17 protein-coding genes are annotated in these 17,200 nt (G+C 67.8%); 3 read left to right on the top strand and 14 right to left on the bottom strand.

From position 1 onward, the window contains the following. Positions 1–14 precede the first annotated feature (14 nt). The 11 genes from WS89_RS07770 to flhD form a co-directional block, all read right to left on the bottom strand. A complete protein-coding gene (locus WS89_RS07770; RefSeq protein WP_059503284.1) occupies positions 15–1,106 on the bottom strand; it encodes a protein-glutamate methylesterase/protein-glutamine glutaminase in 1,092 nt (363 codons plus the stop codon). Continuing rightward, positions 1,103–1,879, bottom strand: coding sequence for a chemoreceptor glutamine deamidase CheD (gene cheD / locus WS89_RS07765; RefSeq protein ID WP_059790351.1), 777 nt, complete (start codon positions 1,877–1,879; stop codon positions 1,103–1,105). Before cheD ends, WS89_RS07770 begins: the two co-directional genes overlap by 4 nt. Further along, a complete protein-coding gene (locus tag WS89_RS07760; protein WP_059790349.1) occupies positions 1,876–2,853 on the bottom strand; it encodes a CheR family methyltransferase in 978 nt (325 codons plus the stop codon). Before WS89_RS07760 ends, cheD begins: the two co-directional genes overlap by 4 nt. A gap of 3 nt (positions 2,854–2,856) precedes the next feature. Continuing rightward, positions 2,857–4,815, bottom strand: a complete 1,959-nt coding sequence (locus tag WS89_RS07755; RefSeq protein WP_059790347.1) for a methyl-accepting chemotaxis protein — start codon at positions 4,813–4,815, stop codon at positions 2,857–2,859. A 37-nt stretch (positions 4,816–4,852) separates the two neighbouring features. Continuing rightward, the gene (gene cheW / locus WS89_RS07750) at positions 4,853–5,368 is read right to left on the bottom strand and encodes a chemotaxis protein CheW (protein ID WP_059503277.1); all 516 of its coding nucleotides are present in this window, start codon (positions 5,366–5,368) and stop codon (positions 4,853–4,855) included. Between the two features lie 47 nt (positions 5,369–5,415). Beyond that, positions 5,416–7,686, bottom strand: a complete 2,271-nt coding sequence (gene cheA / locus WS89_RS07745; protein ID WP_059790345.1) for a chemotaxis protein CheA — start codon at positions 7,684–7,686, stop codon at positions 5,416–5,418. Positions 7,687–7,719: 33 nt separating this feature from the next. Beyond that, on the bottom strand, positions 7,720–8,097 hold the full coding sequence (locus tag WS89_RS07740; RefSeq protein ID WP_034209581.1) for a response regulator: 378 nt from the start codon (positions 8,095–8,097) through the stop codon (positions 7,720–7,722). A 16-nt stretch (positions 8,098–8,113) separates the two neighbouring features. Continuing rightward, positions 8,114–9,133 (bottom strand): flagellar motor protein MotB, encoded by a 1,020-nt coding sequence (motB, locus tag WS89_RS07735; RefSeq protein WP_059503271.1) that lies wholly within the window; start codon positions 9,131–9,133, stop codon positions 8,114–8,116. Between the two features lie 13 nt (positions 9,134–9,146). After that, the gene (gene motA, locus WS89_RS07730) at positions 9,147–10,007 is read right to left on the bottom strand and encodes a flagellar motor stator protein MotA (protein WP_059790343.1); all 861 of its coding nucleotides are present in this window, start codon (positions 10,005–10,007) and stop codon (positions 9,147–9,149) included. Positions 10,008–10,200: 193 nt separating this feature from the next. Then, the gene (flhC, locus tag WS89_RS07725; RefSeq protein ID WP_034209584.1) at positions 10,201–10,755 is read right to left on the bottom strand and encodes a flagellar transcriptional regulator FlhC; all 555 of its coding nucleotides are present in this window, start codon (positions 10,753–10,755) and stop codon (positions 10,201–10,203) included. A gap of 92 nt (positions 10,756–10,847) precedes the next feature. Continuing rightward, complete coding sequence (gene flhD / locus WS89_RS07720) at positions 10,848–11,168, bottom strand: flagellar transcriptional regulator FlhD (RefSeq protein WP_034209585.1); 321 nt, start codon at positions 11,166–11,168, stop codon at positions 10,848–10,850. Between the two features lie 663 nt (positions 11,169–11,831). Here flhD and WS89_RS07715 point away from each other — a divergent pair. Then, complete coding sequence (locus WS89_RS07715) at positions 11,832–12,893, top strand: glycosyltransferase family 4 protein (RefSeq protein ID WP_059790341.1); 1,062 nt, start codon at positions 11,832–11,834, stop codon at positions 12,891–12,893. 104 nt (positions 12,894–12,997) lie between these two features. Here WS89_RS07715 and WS89_RS07710 read toward each other — a convergent pair whose 3' ends face one another. Continuing rightward, positions 12,998–13,294, bottom strand: a complete 297-nt coding sequence (locus WS89_RS07710) for an H-NS histone family protein (RefSeq protein ID WP_034183894.1) — start codon at positions 13,292–13,294, stop codon at positions 12,998–13,000. 299 nt (positions 13,295–13,593) lie between these two features. Between WS89_RS07710 and aqpZ the strand changes: the two genes are divergently transcribed. Next, positions 13,594–14,334, top strand: coding sequence for an aquaporin Z (gene aqpZ, locus WS89_RS07705; protein WP_059503265.1), 741 nt, complete (start codon positions 13,594–13,596; stop codon positions 14,332–14,334). Between the two features lie 131 nt (positions 14,335–14,465). Here the strand turns inward: aqpZ and WS89_RS07700 are convergent, their stop codons facing one another. Next, the gene (locus WS89_RS07700; RefSeq protein ID WP_059790339.1) at positions 14,466–15,290 is read right to left on the bottom strand and encodes a Cof-type HAD-IIB family hydrolase; all 825 of its coding nucleotides are present in this window, start codon (positions 15,288–15,290) and stop codon (positions 14,466–14,468) included. A 219-nt stretch (positions 15,291–15,509) separates the two neighbouring features. Continuing rightward, positions 15,510–16,391 carry a BadF/BadG/BcrA/BcrD ATPase family protein gene (locus WS89_RS07695; protein WP_059503261.1) on the bottom strand — a complete coding sequence of 294 codons (882 nt, stop codon included), beginning with the start codon at positions 16,389–16,391 and terminating at the stop codon, positions 15,510–15,512. A 142-nt stretch (positions 16,392–16,533) separates the two neighbouring features. On the opposite strand from WS89_RS07695, the gene WS89_RS07690 reads away from it, so the two are divergent. Next, positions 16,534–17,136: a DNA-3-methyladenine glycosylase I gene (locus WS89_RS07690; RefSeq protein ID WP_059790337.1), complete on the top strand. Its 603-nt coding sequence runs from the start codon at positions 16,534–16,536 to the stop codon at positions 17,134–17,136. Positions 17,137–17,200: the final 64 nt, after the last annotated feature.

The raw sequence follows: 17,200 nt of genomic DNA, 5'->3' as shown, positions 1-17,200 counted from the left end.
CCGTGACATTCCCTTCACACGCGCTGCACGCGGTCGCCCATCGTCGCCAGGCGCGCCATCACGCGGCGGCTCATGTCGGCGAGCGGCGCGATCTCGTCCGCGCCGCCGAGCGCGATCGCCTCGCGCGGCATCCCGAACACGATGCAGCTCGCTTCGTCCTGCGCGAACGTGTGAGCGCCCGCGCGTTTCATTTCCAGCAGACCGGCCGCGCCGTCACGGCCCATCCCGGTGAGGATCACGCCGATCGCGTTCTTGCCCGCGTGCGTCGCCGCCGAGCGGAACAGCACGTCGACCGACGGGCGGTGCCGGTTCACCGGCGGCTCGTCCGACAGTTGCGCAATATAGTTCGCGCCGCTTCTCGCGAGCAACAGGTGCGCGTGGCCCGGCGCGATGTACGCATGGCCCGGCAGCACGCGCTCGCCGTGCTCGGCTTCCTTCACCGCGATCCGGCACAGGCCGTTCAGCCGCTGCGCGAACGACTTCGTGAAGCCCGGCGGCATGTGCTGCGCGATCAGCACGGCCGGCGCATCGGGCGGCAGCGGCGTCAGCACTTCGCGAATCGCCTCGGTGCCTCCCGTCGACGCGCCGATGATAATCAGCTTCTCGGTACTGACGAGCGGGTTGTTGATCATCGGCGCAGCCGCGGCGCTGTCCGCCGTGCGGGCGGCGGCCTGCGGCTGCGGCGCCTGGCGCACGCGCGCGCGCGACGCCGCGCGGATTTTGTCGGCGAGCTTTTCCGCGTAGTCGAGCATCCCGTCGCGAATCCCGACGCGCGGCTTCGTGACGAAATCCACCGCGCCGAGTTCGAGCGCGCGCAGCGTGATTTCCGAACCGCGCTCGGTCAGCGACGACACCATCACGACCGGCATCGGCCGCAGGCGCATCAGCTTCTCGAGGAAGTCGAGCCCGTCCATGCGCGGCATTTCGACGTCGAGCGTGAGCACGTCGGGGTTGTGCTGCTTGATGAGCTCGCGCGCGACGAGCGGGTCGGGCGCGGTCGCGCACACCGTCATGTCGGGCTGGCTGTTGATGATCTCGGTCATCAGGCTGCGGATCAGCGCCGAATCGTCGACGCACAACACTTTGATCTTCTGCACTGCGGTCATGCCTCCTGCTTTCTTGATAGGGTCGCCGCGTACGGGGCGCCCGGGCTCCCGGCATGCGGGTTCGCCGTCCGGGCGCCGCCGCCACTGCCGGCCGGTGCGGCACCGCGCGCGCCGAACAGCTCGATGCGCGGGCGCGCCGGTTGCGGCGCCGCCGGCCGCTTCGCGGCGGCGAACAGCTCGACGTGCGCGCGCGTGCGCGCGGCGCGGGCGCGATCGGCCTCGCGCGCGAGCGCGGCTTCGCGCTCGGTCACGCCCGGCACCTGCAGCCGTAGCTTCTTCACCATCGCGCGCCCGCTGTGCGGCATGAACGCGACCTTGCGCGGATGCACGCCCTGCAGGTCTTCCGCGGTGATGCGGATGCGCTCGAGCGCGAGATAGCGGCGCACGAAATCCGCGTTGCGATCGCCGATGTTGATCGTCGTCATCCCGGCCAGCACGGCCGCGCCGCCGAACACCTTCGCCTCGATGCGCTCGCGGCGCCCGCCGGCCTTGATCAGCTCGTTGATCAGCACTTCCATCGCATACGCGCCGTAGCGCATCGATTCCGACGCGGCCGCGCCCGGATCGGCGCCGTCGTCCGGCAGCATGAAGTGGTTCATCCCGCCGATGCCCGCGTACGGGTCGTGCAGGCACGCGGCGACGCACGAGCCGAGCACGGTCATCAGCACCATGTCCTCGGACGTCGTGTAGAACTCGTTCGGCAACAGCTTCACGCCGGGGCGCTCGAAGTGGTTGTCGAAGTAGCGATTGGTCGCGATCGGCAGTGCGCTCATCCGCGCTCTCCATAGGCGAGCGCACCGCCCGCGGCCCGCGCGCGCGACGGCATCGCGCTCGCCTGCGCGCCGCGCGGCCGTGCGTTCTGCGCGGCGTCGCGCGTCAGTTCGTACACCGTCTGCCCGCGCAGCCGGAACGCCTGCGTCACATACGTGAAGTTCTCCGAATGGCCGGCGAACAGCAGCCCGCCCGGCTTCACGAGCGGCTCGAAGCGCGACAGCACCTGCCCCTGCGTCGGCTTGTCGAAATAGATCATCACGTTGCGGCAGAAGATCGCGTCGAACGGCTTCGCGATCCCGTAATCCGCATCGGTCAGGTTCAACTGTTCGAAGCGGATCATCGCGCGCAGTTCGGGGCGCACCTTCACGCGGCCGGCCTGCGCGCCCGTGCCCTTCAGGAAGAAACGCTTCAGCCGCTCCGGCGACAGGTGCTTGACCTGGTCGTACGTGTAGATGCCGGCTTCGGCCTTCGCGAGCACCTGCGTGTCGAGATCGGTCGCGAGGATCGACGCGCTGCGCGCAGCCGTTTCGCCGAGCGCCTCGATCAGCGTGATCGCGATCGAGTACGGCTCCTCGCCGGTCGACGCCGCCGAGCACCAGACCGATACCGGCGCCGGCCGCGATTTCACGAACTCGGACAGGATCGGGAAATGGTGCGACTCGCGGAAAAACGCGGTCAGGTTGGTCGTCAGCGCGTTGGTGAACGCTTCCCACTCGAGCGGATCGTCTTCCTGCTCGAGCAGGTCGAGGTAGTCGCGAAACGTGTCGAGGCCGCGCGCGCGCAGCCGTCGCGCGAGACGGCTGTAGGCCATGTCGCGCTTGTGCTCGGACAGCGAGATGCCCGCGCGTTGGTGGATCAGCGCGCGGATGCGGGCGAAATCCGCGCCGGTGAACGCGAAGTCGCGCCCCGGCTCGCCCGCGCGAGGCGAGGCATCCGGTGCATCGGGTCGAAACGGCGCGCGCGCGTGCGACATGGTTTAGAAGGTCTCCCAGTCGTCGTCGGACGCGCCGGCGGCCGCCAGCGACGGCTTCTCGCCGTTCAGCGCCGGGCGCACGAGCGCGGGTTTCGCGGCCGGCTTGTCCGCCGGTGCGGCCGTCTTCGCGAGACGCGGGCCGTAACCGCCCGCCGCGGCGCCGCCACGTGAAGCCGCTGCGTCCTTCTGCGTACGCGCGGCGGCATCGGCCTCGCGCTTCGGTTCGGGGGCGGCGCCCGCGGCTGCCGCGCGCGACGCCGGCGCGGCGCGGCGTGCCGCCGCTTGGGCCGCAGCCTGCGGCGCCGGCAGCGCGGCGACCGGCGCACGGTCGCGCGATTCCGACGGCAGCGCGGCCGGTTCGTGCGCGATCGGCCGCGCGACGCCGCGCGCCGGCGCGAGCGCGATACCGCCCGCGACACGCCAGCCCGACACGATCGCCTTCATCTGGCGCGTCTGCTCCTCGAGCGATGCGGCCGCGGCGGCCGCCTGCTCGACGAGCGCTGCATTCTGCTGCGTGACCGCATCCATCTGGCCGACCGCGCGATTGACCTGCTCGATGCCGGTCGACTGCTCGTCGGACGCGGCGCTGATCTCGCCCATGATGTCGGTCACGCGGCGCACGGCCTGCACGATCTCGTCCATCGTCGAGCCGGCGCGCGCGACGAGCGCCGAGCCGCTGTCGACCTTCTCGGCCGAATCGCCGATCAACTGCTTGATTTCCTTCGCGGCGCTCGCGCTGCGCTGCGCGAGCGAGCGCACCTCGCCCGCGACCACCGCGAAGCCGCGGCCCTGCTCGCCGGCCCGCGCCGCTTCGACGGCCGCGTTCAGCGCGAGGATGTTGGTCTGGAACGCGATGCCTTCGATCGTGCCGATGATGTCGACGACCTTGCCCGAACTCGCCGCGATGTCCTGCATCGTCGACACGACCTGGCCGACCACTTCGCCGCCCTGCGTCGCGATGTCCGATGCATTCACCGCGAGCTGGCTCGCCTGCCGCGCGTTTTCCGCGTTCTGCCGCACGGTGCCCGTCAGTTGCTCCATGCTCGACGCGGTTTCCTGCAGCGATGCGGCCTGCTCCTCGGTGCGCTGCGACAGGTCGGTGTTGCCGGTCGCGATCTCGCGCGCGCCGACGTCGATCGACTCGGCGCCGCGATGCACCGCCTGCACCATCGTCGTGACGGCGTCCTGCATCCGCTTGATGCCGCCGAACAGGCGGCCGATCTCGTTGGTGCTGAACACGCTCACCGGCTGCGTGAGATCGCCGCCGGCGATGCGCTCGAAGTGCGCGATCGCGTCTTCCAGCGGCTTGACGATCAGCCCGCGCAGCGCGAAGCGGATCGCGATCACGACGACGAACGCGATCGCGATGCCGGCCGCGATCAGCGCGATCATCATCGAGATCTGCGACTGCGTCTCGGTCTGACGTTCTTCCGCGCGCTTCTGCAGCGCCGCGATCACGGCCGCCGCCGTCTGGTCGAACGCGACGAACATCGGGCTGATCTTCGTGTCGGCGATCGCGTGGTACGCCGCCATGTCGCCGGCGCGCGCCGCGGCGAATTCGGGCTCGACGCCTTCCTTCACGATCGTCGTATACCGTGCGGTGAGCTCGTCGACGAGCGCCTGCTCGATACCGGGTTTCGGCGTCGACTGGAACGCCTGCCAGTTCTGGTTCGACTTTGCATACAGCGCCTGCGCGCGCTCGAGCACCTTCGCGGCCTCGGCCGCATTGCCGGCTTCGGTCAGCGTACGGAAGCGGTCGAGCGCCACGCGCGAGCGCAGCAGGTGCGCGGCCGTGTCGTCGAGCGTGTGGATCGCCGGCAGGTCGACGTGTGCGATCTCGTCGAGCGAGCGGCTCGCGTGATTCAGCGCGTAGAGGCCGAGCCCGCCGACCGCGGCGGTCAGGCACACGAGGATGAGTCCGACCGCCGTGAGCGTCGTGCGGATCGACCAGTTATGCAACATTGCAGATTCTCCCGAAATTGCTGCGCGCGCGGCGCGCTTACCCGCCGAGCGTCTCGATCAGCGCCATTTCACGGCTCGACATCAGCTTCTCGATGTCCATCAGGATCAGCATCCGGCCGTCGACCGTGCCGAGGCCCGTCAGGTACTCGGTCGTCAGCGTCGCGCCGAATTCCGGCGCCGGCATGATCTGGTCGGTCTGCAGCGTCAGCACGTCCGACACGCCGTCGACCACCATCCCGACCACGCGGTTCGACACGTTCAGGATGATCACGACGGTCTGGTGGTCGTACTCGACGCGGCCGAGATGGAACTTGATCCGCATGTCGACGATCGGCACGATGATCCCGCGCAGGTTGATCACGCCCTTGATGAACTCGGGCGCGTTCGCGATGCGCGTGACGCTGTCGTAGCCGCGGATTTCCTGCACTTTCAGGATGTCGATCCCGTATTCCTCGTCACCGAGCGTGAACACGAGGAATTCCTGGCCCGTCGCGTCGCCGTGTTCCGCGTCGCGGCGGCTCGTTACCGCGTTCGCCGCGGCCGGATTGATCATTTGGACTTCAGCAGACACGTTTGCCCCCAATCGGTTGATGGCGAGAGTCAGAACATCGCGAGCTCGGCGCCGGCACGGGCGCCGTGCGTCGCACGGGTTTCGCGGTTCAGCGCCGCGACGTCGACGATCAGTGCGACGCTGCCGTCGCCGAGAATGGTCGCCGCCGAGATGCCGTGCACCTTGCGGTAGTTGGTTTCGAGGTTCTTCACGACCACCTGCTGCTGGCCGACCAGCTCGTCGATCAGCATCGCGAAGCGGCGCCCCTCGGTTTCCATGATCGTGACGATCCCCTGCGTCGGGTCGGTGCGCGCGTCGTCGACCGAGAACACCTCGTGCAGCGCGACCAGCGGCAGGTATTCGCCGCGCACGCGCACCACGCGCTCGCCGTTGCCGACCGTGTAGATGTCGTCGTTCGACGGCTGCAGCGACTCCATCACGAAGTTCAGCGGCAGGATGAAGATCTCGCTGCCGACCTTCACCGACATCCCGTCGAGGATCGCCAGCGTGAGCGGCAGCACGATCCGCGTGGTCGTGCCGCGGCCGGCCTGAGACGAGATCTCGACGTGGCCGCCCATCGACTGGATGTTGCGCTTCACCACGTCCATCCCGACGCCACGGCCCGACACGTCGGTCACAGTCTCGGCGGTCGAGAAGCCCGGCGCGAAGATCAGTTGCCACACTTCGTCGTCGCTGATGTTTTCGGAGATCTGCATGCCTTGCTTCGCGGCCTTCGCGAGGATCCGCTCGCGGTTCAGGCCCGCGCCGTCGTCGCTCACCTCGATCACGATGTTGCCGCCGTGATGCGCGGCCGACAGCACGAGCTGGCCGACCGCGTCCTTGCCGGCGGCGACGCGCCTGTCGACGGTTTCGATGCCGTGGTCGAGGCTGTTGCGCACCAGATGCGTGAGCGGATCGATGATCCGTTCGATCAGGCTCTTGTCGAGCTCGGTCGCCTGGCCGAACGTGACCAGCTCGACCTGCTTGCCGAGCTTGCCGGCGAGGTCGCGCACGAGCCGCGGGAAGCGGCTGAACACGTAGTCCATCGGCATCATGCGGATCGACATCACCGCTTCCTGCAGGTCGCGCGCGTTGCGCTCGAGCTGCGCCATCCCGTTGAACAGGCGGTCATGCAGCGCCGGATCGAACGCACTCGCCGTCTCGGCCAGCATCGCCTGCGTGATCACCAGTTCACCGACGAGGTTGATCAGTTGATCGACCTTCTCGACGCCGACGCGGATCGAGCTGCCTTCGGCGCCGCCCGCGGCCGCGGCGGCCGGGCGGGCGCGCTTGTCGTCGTGATGCGCGGCGGCCGGCGCCGCGTGTTCGGCCGGTTGCGGTTGAGCGTGCTGTTGCGGCTGCGGCTGCGCTGCAGCCGCAGGCGGCTCGGCCGGCGCCGGTGCCGGAGCGGCCGGCTGCGGCGCGGCGGCCTGCGGCGCGAACACCTCGACGCGCGCGGGCTGCGCGGCGGCGGCCGCTTCGGCAGCCACGGCGGTGTCCTGCGCGACGGCCGGTGCCGCCTGCGCGGCCGGCGCCGTGCCGTGCGCGACGCGGATCTGGCTTTCGTCGATCACGAAGCAGCACACCGCGACGATATCGTCGGACGGCACGTCCGATTCGACCCACAGCGACAGGTCGGCGCCCGCTTCCTCGCGCCCGACGATCCGGCCGAGGTTGCCGAGTTCCTCGGTGAGCAGCGCCTGGTCCTTCGCATCGACGCCGACCAGCGTGATCTTCAGGTGCGGGCCGCCGGCGCCGGCGTCGGCCGCCGGATGCGCGGCCGCGACGGCCTGCTCGACCACATGGTCGGGCGCACGGTCGCCGCCGGCGGCGGGCGCGGCGGGCGGCGCCACGGCTGCGGCAACCGGGGCAACCGGGGCAACCGGGGCGGCCGGCGCGGGCTCGGCTGCGGCAGCGGATGCACCCGCCCCGCTTTCGGCCTTCAGCCGCTCGAGCTTTGCGCAGATCGCCGCGGCGGCCGCCGCGTCCGGTTCGGCGCTCGCGCGGTAGTCGACGAGCTGGTCGGACAGCACGTCCTTGGTCTCGAGGAACGCGTCGACCATGTCCTTGGTCAGCGTCAGCTCATGGTTGCGTGCGCGGTCGAGCAGCGATTCGAGGATGTGCGTCGTATCGGTCAGCGCGGAAAAGCCGAACGTCGCCGCGCCGCCCTTGATCGAATGCGCGGCGCGGAAGATCGCCGCTAGATCCTCGGGATCGGGCGAATCGACGTCGAGATTCAACAGCAGCTGCTCCATCTGCGCGAGCAGCTCGTCCGCTTCGTCGAAAAAGGTCTGGTAGAACTGAGTGATGTCGAGAGTCATGCCCGGTCACCGGTTGAATTCGTCGCGTTCATGTCAGGAGGCAGCCGGCTCGGACAGCGTGGCGACCAGGTCGACCAGCACGCCCGGGTCGATCGGCTTTTCGATCCAGCCGGTCGCACCCGCGTCGCGTGCGGCGTCCTTGAACGCGTCGCTGCCCTCGGTCGTCAGCACGAGGATCGGCGTGTCCGCGTACGCGCTCAGCTTGCGCAGCGCGGCGATCACCTCGAGCCCGCTCTTGCGCGGCATGTTCTGGTCGGTCAGAACCAGGTCGTACGGCGCCGTCGCCGCCATGTCGAAGCCGGCTTCGCCGTCCGGCGCCACCGTCACGTCGTAGCCGGCCTGCGCAAGCGTGGCCTGCAGCAGCGCACGCATGGTCGCGGAGTCGTCGATGGCGAGAATGGTTCGGATCATGTCTGTCTCGGAAACGTCAGGGTTTCGGCGCCACGGCAACGGCGCTCGCCACGACCGGACGCACCGCCGGCGCCGGGCCGCCGAGCTGCTGCGCGAGCAGCTTCGAACCGGCCGCGTCGGCGGACAGCGTCGTCGTCGTCGCGTCGTCGCGCATCAGCGCTTCTTCGGATTTGCGATTCAGCACGATCACGCTGATCCGGCGGTTTTCCGGATCGAGCGGATCGGCCTTGTTCAGGTTCTGCGTCGATGCGAGGCCCAGCACGCGCAGCACTTTCGCCTCGTCCATGCCGCCGGAGATCAGCTCGCGGCGCGACGCGTTCGCGCGATCGGCCGACAGCTCCCAGTTGCTGTAGCCGCCCTCGCCGCCCGCGTACGGCACGGCGTCGGTGTGCCCCTGGACGATGATCCGGTTCGGCACGTCGTTCAGCGTCTTGCCGATCTCGCGCAGGATGTCGCGCATGTACGGCTCGACGTGGTCGCTCGACATCGCGAACATCGGCCGCTTCTGCGTATCGACGATCTCGATGCGCAGCCCCATCAGCGTCGAATCGATGCGGATCTGCTGCTTGAACTGGCGCAGCGTCGGATTGGCCTCGATCGCGGCCATCAGCTTGATCTGCAGGTCGTGCAGGCGCGCCTGCTCGAGCCGTTCGAGCGCGCCCTGCGCCTGCGCTTGCGCATGCTCGTCGACCGGCTTCGCGACGCGCTCGGCGAGCGACGTCGTGCCGTCGGTGCGGCGCAGCGTGCCGGCGTCGACGCTCGACAGGTCGCGGCCGCCGCCGTTGATGATGCTCGCGTCCTGCGAGCTGCGATCGCCGCTGCCGAGAATCGCGGCCTTCAGCGGCATGTTGAAGTATTCGGCGATCCCCTTCAGTTGCACCGGCGTGACCGAACTCAGCAGCCACATCAGCAGGAAGAACGCCATCATCGCGGTCATGAAGTCCGCGTACGCGAGCTTCCATGCGCCGCCGTGGTGGCCCTTCTTCGCCGGGGCCACCCGCTTGACGACGATCGCGCGATCCTTGCTCTTGCTCATCGGTCGCTCCGCGTCACTTCGCCTTCACGCGGCGCACATGTTCTTCGAGCTCGGAGAACGACGGGCGCTCGGTGGAGAACAGCACCTTGCGGCCGAACTCGACCGCGATCGCCGGCGCATAGCCGTTCAGCGTCGCGAGGATCGTCACCTTGATGCACTGGAACATCTTGGTCGACTCGGCGACGCGCTGCTCCGCGAGGCTCGCGAGCGGCCCGATCAGCCCGTACGACAGCAGGATCCCGAGGAACGTGCCGACCAGCGCCTGCGCGATCATCGCGCCCAGCACCGCGGGCGGCTTGTCGGCCGACGCCATCGTGTGCACGACGCCCATCACGGCCGCGACGATGCCGAACGCCGGCATCGCGTCGCCGACGCGCATCAGCGCGTGCGCCGGGCCTTCGCCTTCCGCGTGGTGCGTCTCGATCTCCTCGTCCATCAGGCTTTCGATCTCGAACGCGTTCATGTTGCCGCCCACCATCAGGCGCAGGTAGTCGGTCAGGAATTCGACGATGTGGCGATCGGCGAGGATCTTCGGGTATTGCGTGAAGATCGGGCTCTTTTGCGGATCGTCGATGTCGGCCTCGAGCGTCAGCGTGCCTTCCTTGCGTGCCTTCGCGAGCAGCACGTAAAGAAGCGCCATCAGCTCCATATAGACGTCCTTCGTGTATTTCGAGCCCTTGAAAAGCGTCGGCAGCACGCGCAGCGTGGCCTTGATGGTCTTGCCGCCGTTGCCGAGAATGAACGCGCCGACGCCGGCGCCCACGATCATCAGGATCTCGACCGGCTGGATCAAGGCGCCCAGATGCCCGCCTGCCAGCGCATAACCGCCGAAGACGGACAACAGCGTCACGATTGTTCCCACGATAATCAGCACTGCCTGTCCCTCACGAAAGACCGGCGGGGAGACCGCCGTTAAACAGGTTTACGGCAGTCGGCAGGAAAACTTTCGCGGCCGCCCGGCGGCGGCCCGACGGTGTTTACCAGAGCAATGCGCGGACGATTCGCGCGGCCCGCGGGCGTCGCCCGTGCGCCGCGCGCGCCCCGTCCTGCCTTGCCCGGCCTGGCGCTCAGGCCGCGGCGGCGGCCAGTTCGGCGCGCGCGGCGGCGGCCTTGCGGGTCTTGCCGGCCCGCGACGGCGGCTGGCACAGCCCGCACACGAAACCTTGATGCGGATCATGCGCGTGCGCGACGAAGTGGCCGCCGCAGCGCGTGCACGGCGTCATCTGCAGCATCCCCGAATCGAAGAAGCGCACCAGCGTCCATGCCCGCGTGAGGCTCAGCGCGGCCTCGTCGCCGGACAGGTTCACGTGCTCCAGATAGAGCCGGTACGCCTTCACGATCGACTGGATCGGCTCGCAGCGGCCGTGGTCCTGCATGAACCGGTAGATGTTGTAGAACAGCGACGAGTGGATGTTCGGCTGCCACGTCATGAACCAGTCGGTCGAGAACGGCAGCATCCCCTTCGGCGGCGACACGCCCTTCAGTTCCTTGTACAGCTTGATCAGACGGTCCCGCGACAGGCTCGTCTCCGCCTCCAGCAGCTGCAGCCGGGCGCCCAGTTCGATCAGTTCGATGGCGAGGGTGATTTCCTTCACCTCGATCACGACGCTTTTGCTTGCCATGGTGATAACCGTCCGCTTGACGTTGTTCGAATGAATGGCCGATACGCTGCCGGCCGGCGCGGCACGCCGGGACAGACGCAAGGCGGGATGGATCAGCGGACGCCTTCGACCTGCTGCCCGGCCATCAGGATGGCCGAGTGGGCGTGCGTGACGACGTCGCTGCGGCCCTTGTCGGCGAGCGACGACAGCAGCGCGTGATCATCGAAGCGGAAGCGGCACAGCATCTGGTTCGACGCAGCCAGCTTCACGGTCTGGGCGAGCGTGAGGTTGGCGAGCACGTCGGCGAGTTCCTGGGAAATGCCCATGCGGAACATGCCCATCGCCTTGTCTTCCCGCAGCAGGCGCTGCGCGAGGAGGAGGTACGACAGGTTGACCTCTTTGATCTCACTGAGCATTTCGCTGGTGGCGCTCATGATTCCCCCGTTAAAAAACTTTGCTTTGGCCGTTCATGTTATGAAAACGTTTGCTCGATCAGTGCGCACCGGGCGCTCAGTCGGCTCGTTTATAGTCTTACAGGGCGAATTTTGGCCAAACGGGATTTATGTCGGTATCAGCGAAGTGGCGTATGCCATGCAGGATTTGTCTGTAAACCGTGTAGGAATTTTTCCGACAAGGCGAATTGAAAGGGACAGTCGGAAAACGGGTTGCAACGCGGATTCGGTTGCGAGGGGTCTAGTGTCCGCCGCGCGCGTGGCGCAAGGCTTGCCGGCAGGGCTGCCGACAATCGTATCGGTAAAAATTATAGTGGTTTTTCACGATAGCGCAACAATAGTTATGGCTGTGGCAATTCACGATTCCGCGCCCTTTTTCTCGGGGTTTTCGCGTATTTCATCGTGTAACAAGCCTTAAGTGTTTGAAAAAACACTCGAACCCCTCAGGGCGATATCGATAATGGACTCGAATGGGCGGCGGCGCGAGCCGTGCCGGCCCGCCCCGCAGCTTGCCGACCGGCGCCCCGCGCACTCCGCCCAAGGCCCGGCCACGTACCGCCAACCGCGTGCGTCGGCAAGTTCCGCAACCTTGTACGGATCCGCACCGGCGCCGTCGCGCCGTCGGATCGACACAGGAGAACACCCATGCGAATTGCCCAGATCGCGCCGCTTTACGAAGCCGTCCCGCCGAAACTCTACGGCGGCACCGAGCGTGTCGTGTCCTACCTCACCGAGGCGCTCGTCGAGCTCGGCCACGACGTGACGCTGTTCGCCAGCGGCGACTCCGTCACGTCGGCCCGCCTCGAGGCGGCGTGGCCGCGCGCGCTGCGGCTCGACCCGTCGGTCCGCGATTCGATGGCGCCCCATATGCGGCTCCTCGAGCAGGTCGCCCGGGTCGCGCACGAATTCGACGTGCTGCACTTCCACCTCGACTACCTGCCGTTCCCGCTGATGTCGCGCCTCGACACGCCGTACGTGACGACGCTGCACGGCCGCCTCGACCTGCCGGAGCTGCAGCCGGTGTTCGACGCGTTCCCGGATTCGCCGGTCGTGTCGATCTCGAACAACCAGCGCAAGCCGCTGCCGCAGGCCGCGTGGGCCGGCACCGTGTACCACGGGCTGCCCGACACGCTGCTCACCCCGCAGGACGTGAAGCCCGAATATCTCGCGTTCCTCGGCCGGATCTGCCCCGAAAAGCGTGTCGACACCGCGATCCGGATCGCCGCGCAAAGCGGGCTGCCGCTGAAGATTGCCGCGAAGGTCGACAAGGCCGACGCGGACTACTTCAAGGAAGTGATCGAGCCGCTGCTCGACCAGGCGCATGTCGAATTCATCGGCGAGATCAACGAAGCGCAAAAGCCGGCGTTCCTGTCCGGCGCGAAGGCGCTGCTGTTCCCGATCGACTGGCCGGAACCGTTCGGCCTGGTGATGATCGAGGCGATGGCCTGCGGCACGCCGGTCGTCGCGTTCAACCGCGGCTCGGTGCCGGAAGTGATCGAGGACGGCGTGACCGGCTTCATCGTCGAAGACGTGCAGGGCGCGGTCGGCGCGCTGCACCGGATCGACAGCCTGTCGCGCAGCGCGATCCGCGCGCGTTTCGACACGCGTTTCAGCTCGAAGGCAATGGCGCAGCGTTACGTCGAAACTTACGAATCGCTTTGCGCGGCAACCAAGCAACCGGCATTGCGCCGGGTCGCGGGCGCCTGACACGGAAATCCGCGCGGAAAATATTCCGGAAAATCCGCACCGAAATCGGCGCGCAAAACAAAAGAGCCGCATCGTCGATGCGGCTCTTTCTATTTGGCGGGCGCTCACTCGATCAGGAAACGATCGCGGTTTTTGCCGGCGATCCAATTCGGCGGCTTGCCGCGCCCGCTCCAGGTTGCACCCGACTTCGGATCGCGGTATTTCGGCGGCAGCGGCGCCTTCTTCGGCGGTCGCCCGCGCCGCGCCCGCTCCGCGAAGCCCAGGTCCTGGGCCGTCAGGCCATACTCGGCAATCATTCGCTGGACATCGGCAATCACCGCTGCCACTTCCTGGCGGCGCACGTCGTCCGCCTGGGCTTGCAGATCGGCGATCTGCGCCTTGAGTTTCGCGTATTGAGACATTTTTCGACTCCCCTTTTCGATGATGCGGCCCCGGCGAATCCGGCCGGGACACCAACATCCGTTACGTCGTCCGCACTGCCGCCCTGCCCTTCGAAATAAATGCTGCCATCTTTAACCGAATCGCCTATATCGAGAATGCGGACTTATTCTAATAAAAGGCATTCGTCAGCCATTCAAATTTAACAATCGTTTACCCTCTTGGACCCGATTCATTTCCTATAATCCAGACCAATTCCAGACGACGAAATAAATTCGTTGCGTCGTCCGGGGTCTTCAACCCACTTGAACGAGGTCCTTAGATGAATCTTTCTCAGCGTCTCGCTGCAGAGGTATTCGGCACGTTCTGGCTGGTGCTCGGCGGGTGCGGAAGCGCCGTGCTGGCCGCCGCCTTTCCGGGCCTCGGCATCGGTTTTGCCGGCGTCGCACTCGCCTTCGGCCTGACCGTACTGACGATGGCATTCGCAATCGGCCACATCTCGGGTTGCCACCTGAATCCGGCGGTGAGCGTCGGCCTGACGGTCGCCGGCCGCTTCCCGGCACGCGATCTCGCGCCGTACATCGTCGCGCAGGTCGTCGGCGCCACGCTCGGCGCGTTCGTGCTGTACCTGATCGCAACCGGCAAGCCGGGTTTCGATGTCGTCGGCAGCGGCTTTGCGACGAACGGCTTCGGCGATCGCTCGCCCGGCCACTACTCGCTCGCCGCATCGTTCATCTGCGAAGTCGTGATGACGGGCTTCTTCCTGTTCGTGATCCTCGGCGCGACCGACAAGCGCGCGCCGGCCGGCTTCGCGCCGATCGCGATCGGACTGTGCCTGACGCTGATTCACCTGATCTCGATCCCGGTCACCAACACGTCGGTGAACCCGGCGCGCTCGACCGGCCCGGCGCTGTTCGTGGGCGGCGACGCGATCGGCCAGCTCTGGCTGTTCTGGGTCGCGCCGCTGATCGGCGCGGTACTCGCGGGGATCATCTACCCGCTGGTCGCCGGGCGTGACGACGCCGTCGACCTGCTGCCCGCATCAGCTCGCACAAGCGAATAAAACACTACGGGGTCAAGCGAGCAGAGCAGCGAGCCTCACGCTGTCGAAGAACATCGAGGCAGGCAATTTCGACGGGCGCCCCTGGCGCCCGTTTTTCATTTCCGCGCGGAAAACGCGCCCGGCGCGGGCGCTCAGGACGCGACGACGTCGCCTTCGAGCGAGAACAGCGTGCGCAGGTGGCGCGCGACGCCCGCGTCGAAGTTGTTGCCGATCCGCGGGATGTGCGGCAGTCGCGCCACCAGGTCGGGGTTCGCGTTGTTCATCATGAATGCGTGACCGGCGGTTTCGAGCAGATCGATGTCGTTCATGTTGTCGCCGAACGCGATGCAGTGGCCGGCGTCGATGCCGAGCCGCGCGAGCACCGTGCGCAGCGCGCGCCCCTTCGACACGTTCGCGGTCATCACTTCGAGGCAGTCGGGCAACGAGTACGTGACGTACAGCGTATCGCCGAACTGCACGCGCATCTGCTCGGCGACGACCGCCAGATCGGCCGGTTCGCCGATATACAGCACCTTCGCGATAGCCGCGCCGTCGTGCGCGGCCATGTCGATCACTTCGTACCGGAAGCCAGAATCCTGGTGGAATTCGAGCAGGTGCGGCGCTTCGCGGTCGATCAGCCAGCCGTCGTTGGTGAACAGGTTGACGATCACGCGGCCGTGCGCGCCGACGACTTCCGGCTGCACGAGGCTGCGCACGACCGCTGCGTCGATGTCCTGCGCGTGGATCGTCGTGTCGTCCGGCGCATGCACGCGCGCGCCGTTCGACGTGATCAGGTACGGCCGGATGCCGAGGACATCGCGAATGCCGGCGACGTCCGCGTAATGGCGCCCCGTGGCGATCACGAACTGCACGCCGTCGCGGTCGAGTCGGCGGACGGTGTCGATCGTGTACGGGTCGAGCTGGTGGTCGCTGTTCAGCAGCGTACCGTCGAGATCGGTGGCGATGACTTTGTACATGGGACGGGGGAGTGGCGCTCGCGGCACGGAGGAAGCGTCATTTTAACGTCGTGCCCGACAGCGCGCCGGACGGTTGCCGGCTCCGCGCCGCCCGAGGCGCTGCTGCGGCGCGGCATCTGCCGCACGCGCCGCTCACCTTGGCCGCCCTCCGCGGCCCTAGCCGACCTAGCCGACCTAGCCGACCTAGCTCACCTAGCTCACCTAGCTCACCTAGCCCACCTAGCCGCCCTCCGCGGCCCGCAACGCCTGCAGCGCGAGCCGCAGCGCACCATGCGCAGAATCGTCGAGCGGCGCGCGCAGCCGCGCGGCATGCCGCACCGGCACGGCCGGCGCGAGCGCGTCCGCCAGCCCGCCGCACAGTGCGACCGGCAGCGCCTGCTGCGGATCGAGCGCGTCGATCATCTTGCCGATCTCGTCGCCGGCTTGCGCGATCAGCGCGCTCGCGACCGGGTGCGCGCGGTGCGCGAACACGATCGGCGCGAGACGCGCGTAGACCGTCTGGTTCGCGTCGCACGACCACTGGACGAGCGCGTCGCGATTCTGCGCGCCCGTTTCCGCAAGGAGTGCGGTGGCGAACGCGTCGCGCGGCACGCGACCGTCGAGTGCCTGTTGCGCATAGGCGAGCGCGCGCAGGCCGAGCCACGCGCCGCTCGCCTCGTCCCCGGACGGAAAACCGAAACCGCCCGCGATCCGGCACGCGCCGGCCGCATCGAGCGCCGCGGCGATGCTGCCGGTGCCGAGCGCGACGATGAGCCCCGGCGCGCCGCCGTGCGCGCCGACGACGGTCGTGTACGCATCGCTCTCGATCGCGAGCGCGCCGAGCGGTGCCCGTGCGCGGAACGCGGCGAGCCACGCCGCGTTGTTGACGCCGGCGAGCCCGCAGCCGAGCGCGCACTGCGACCACTCGAACGCGAGACCGGCCTGCGTGAACGCGTCCGCGCAGGCCGCGCCGATCGACGCCCATGCGCGCTCGATACCGAGGCCGAGCCCCGACGGACCACCACGCCCCTGCGCCAGCTCGCGCCCGTGCCGGTCTGCCAGCACCGCGCGCGTGCCCGTGCCGCCGCCGTCGATGCCGATCGCAAAAAGTAATGCCGCCATGCCTTCATCCCGCTGATTCGAACAGGCGCCAAGCTTAACCGGATCGGCGCCGCGCGCCCATCTGCCGTTCGGCCGGCTATCCCGCCCAAAGGGCTTCCGCTATGCTGGCGCGATCGAATCGACACTGAAGACGAGGCAGACGATGTCGCAGCGGTGCAACTGGGTGAAGACAGAAGCGGACGCTCACTATCACGACACCGAGTGGGGCGTGCCGTCGCACGACGATCGCCACTTGTTCGAAATGCTGATCCTGGAAGGCGCGCAGGCCGGGCTGTCGTGGTCGACGATCCTGAACAAGCGCGCAGGCTATCGCGAAGCATTCGCCGATTTCGACGTCGACGCCGTCGCGCGCTTCACGCCCAAGCGCATCGAGAAATTGCTGGAGAACCCGGGCATCGTTCGCAACCGCGCGAAGGTCGAATCGGCGGTGACCAACGCGCGCGCGGTGCAGCGCATCCGGGAAGAGCACGGGTCGCTCGCCGCGTTCCTGTGGTCGTTCGTCGGCGACACGCCGGTTCAGAATGCGTGGCAGTCGTACCGCGACGCGCCCGCGTCCACCGAACAGTCCGACGCGCTCAGCAAGGCGCTGAAGGCGTACGGCTGCAAGTTCGTCGGCTCGACGATCTGCTATGCGCTGATGCAGGCGACCGGCATGGTCAACGATCACGAAGCCGGCTGCCCTTGCCACGCACGATGCGCGGCGCTCGGCGGCAAGCAGCCGGCACGCCGGCGCAAGGCGGGTTGACCGCGCCGATGCAAACTCGGTCGGACGCCGCGCCGCCACCCTGCGGCGGTGGCACCGTCCGCCT

The organism is Burkholderia sp. MSMB1072 (genome assembly GCF_001524725.1).
Lineage (GTDB): Bacteria > Pseudomonadota > Gammaproteobacteria > Burkholderiales > Burkholderiaceae > Burkholderia.
Note: the sequence above shows the minus strand (reverse complement) of the source record. Positions and strands in the feature narration are given on the sequence as shown.

Bases quoted from the DNA above. Each gene is read 5' to 3' on its own strand.
- WS89_RS07770 (WP_059503284.1), bottom strand. From the start codon at position 1,106: ATGACCGCAGTGCAGAAGATCAAAGTGTTGTGCGTCGACGATTCGGCG.
- cheD (WP_059790351.1), bottom strand. From the start codon at position 1,879: ATGAGCGCACTGCCGATCGCGACCAATCGCTACTTCGACAACCACTTC.
- WS89_RS07760 (WP_059790349.1), bottom strand. From the start codon at position 2,853: ATGTCGCACGCGCGCGCGCCGTTTCGACCCGATGCACCGGATGCCTCG.
- WS89_RS07755 (WP_059790347.1), bottom strand. From the start codon at position 4,815: ATGTTGCATAACTGGTCGATCCGCACGACGCTCACGGCGGTCGGACTC.
- cheW (WP_059503277.1), bottom strand. From the start codon at position 5,368: ATGATCAATCCGGCCGCGGCGAACGCGGTAACGAGCCGCCGCGACGCG.
- cheA (WP_059790345.1), bottom strand. From the start codon at position 7,686: ATGACTCTCGACATCACTCAGTTCTACCAGACCTTTTTCGACGAAGCG.
- WS89_RS07740 (WP_034209581.1), bottom strand. From the start codon at position 8,097: ATGATCCGAACCATTCTCGCCATCGACGACTCCGCGACCATGCGTGCG.
- motB (WP_059503271.1), bottom strand. From the start codon at position 9,133: ATGAGCAAGAGCAAGGATCGCGCGATCGTCGTCAAGCGGGTGGCCCCG.
- flhC (WP_034209584.1), bottom strand. From the start codon at position 10,755: ATGGCAAGCAAAAGCGTCGTGATCGAGGTGAAGGAAATCACCCTCGCC.
- flhD (WP_034209585.1), bottom strand. From the start codon at position 11,168: ATGAGCGCCACCAGCGAAATGCTCAGTGAGATCAAAGAGGTCAACCTG.
- WS89_RS07715 (WP_059790341.1), top strand. From the start codon at position 11,832: ATGCGAATTGCCCAGATCGCGCCGCTTTACGAAGCCGTCCCGCCGAAA.
- WS89_RS07710 (WP_034183894.1), bottom strand. From the start codon at position 13,294: ATGTCTCAATACGCGAAACTCAAGGCGCAGATCGCCGATCTGCAAGCC.
- aqpZ (WP_059503265.1), top strand. From the start codon at position 13,594: ATGAATCTTTCTCAGCGTCTCGCTGCAGAGGTATTCGGCACGTTCTGG.
- WS89_RS07700 (WP_059790339.1), bottom strand. From the start codon at position 15,290: ATGTACAAAGTCATCGCCACCGATCTCGACGGTACGCTGCTGAACAGC.
- WS89_RS07695 (WP_059503261.1), bottom strand. From the start codon at position 16,391: ATGGCGGCATTACTTTTTGCGATCGGCATCGACGGCGGCGGCACGGGC.
- WS89_RS07690 (WP_059790337.1), top strand. From the start codon at position 16,534: ATGTCGCAGCGGTGCAACTGGGTGAAGACAGAAGCGGACGCTCACTAT.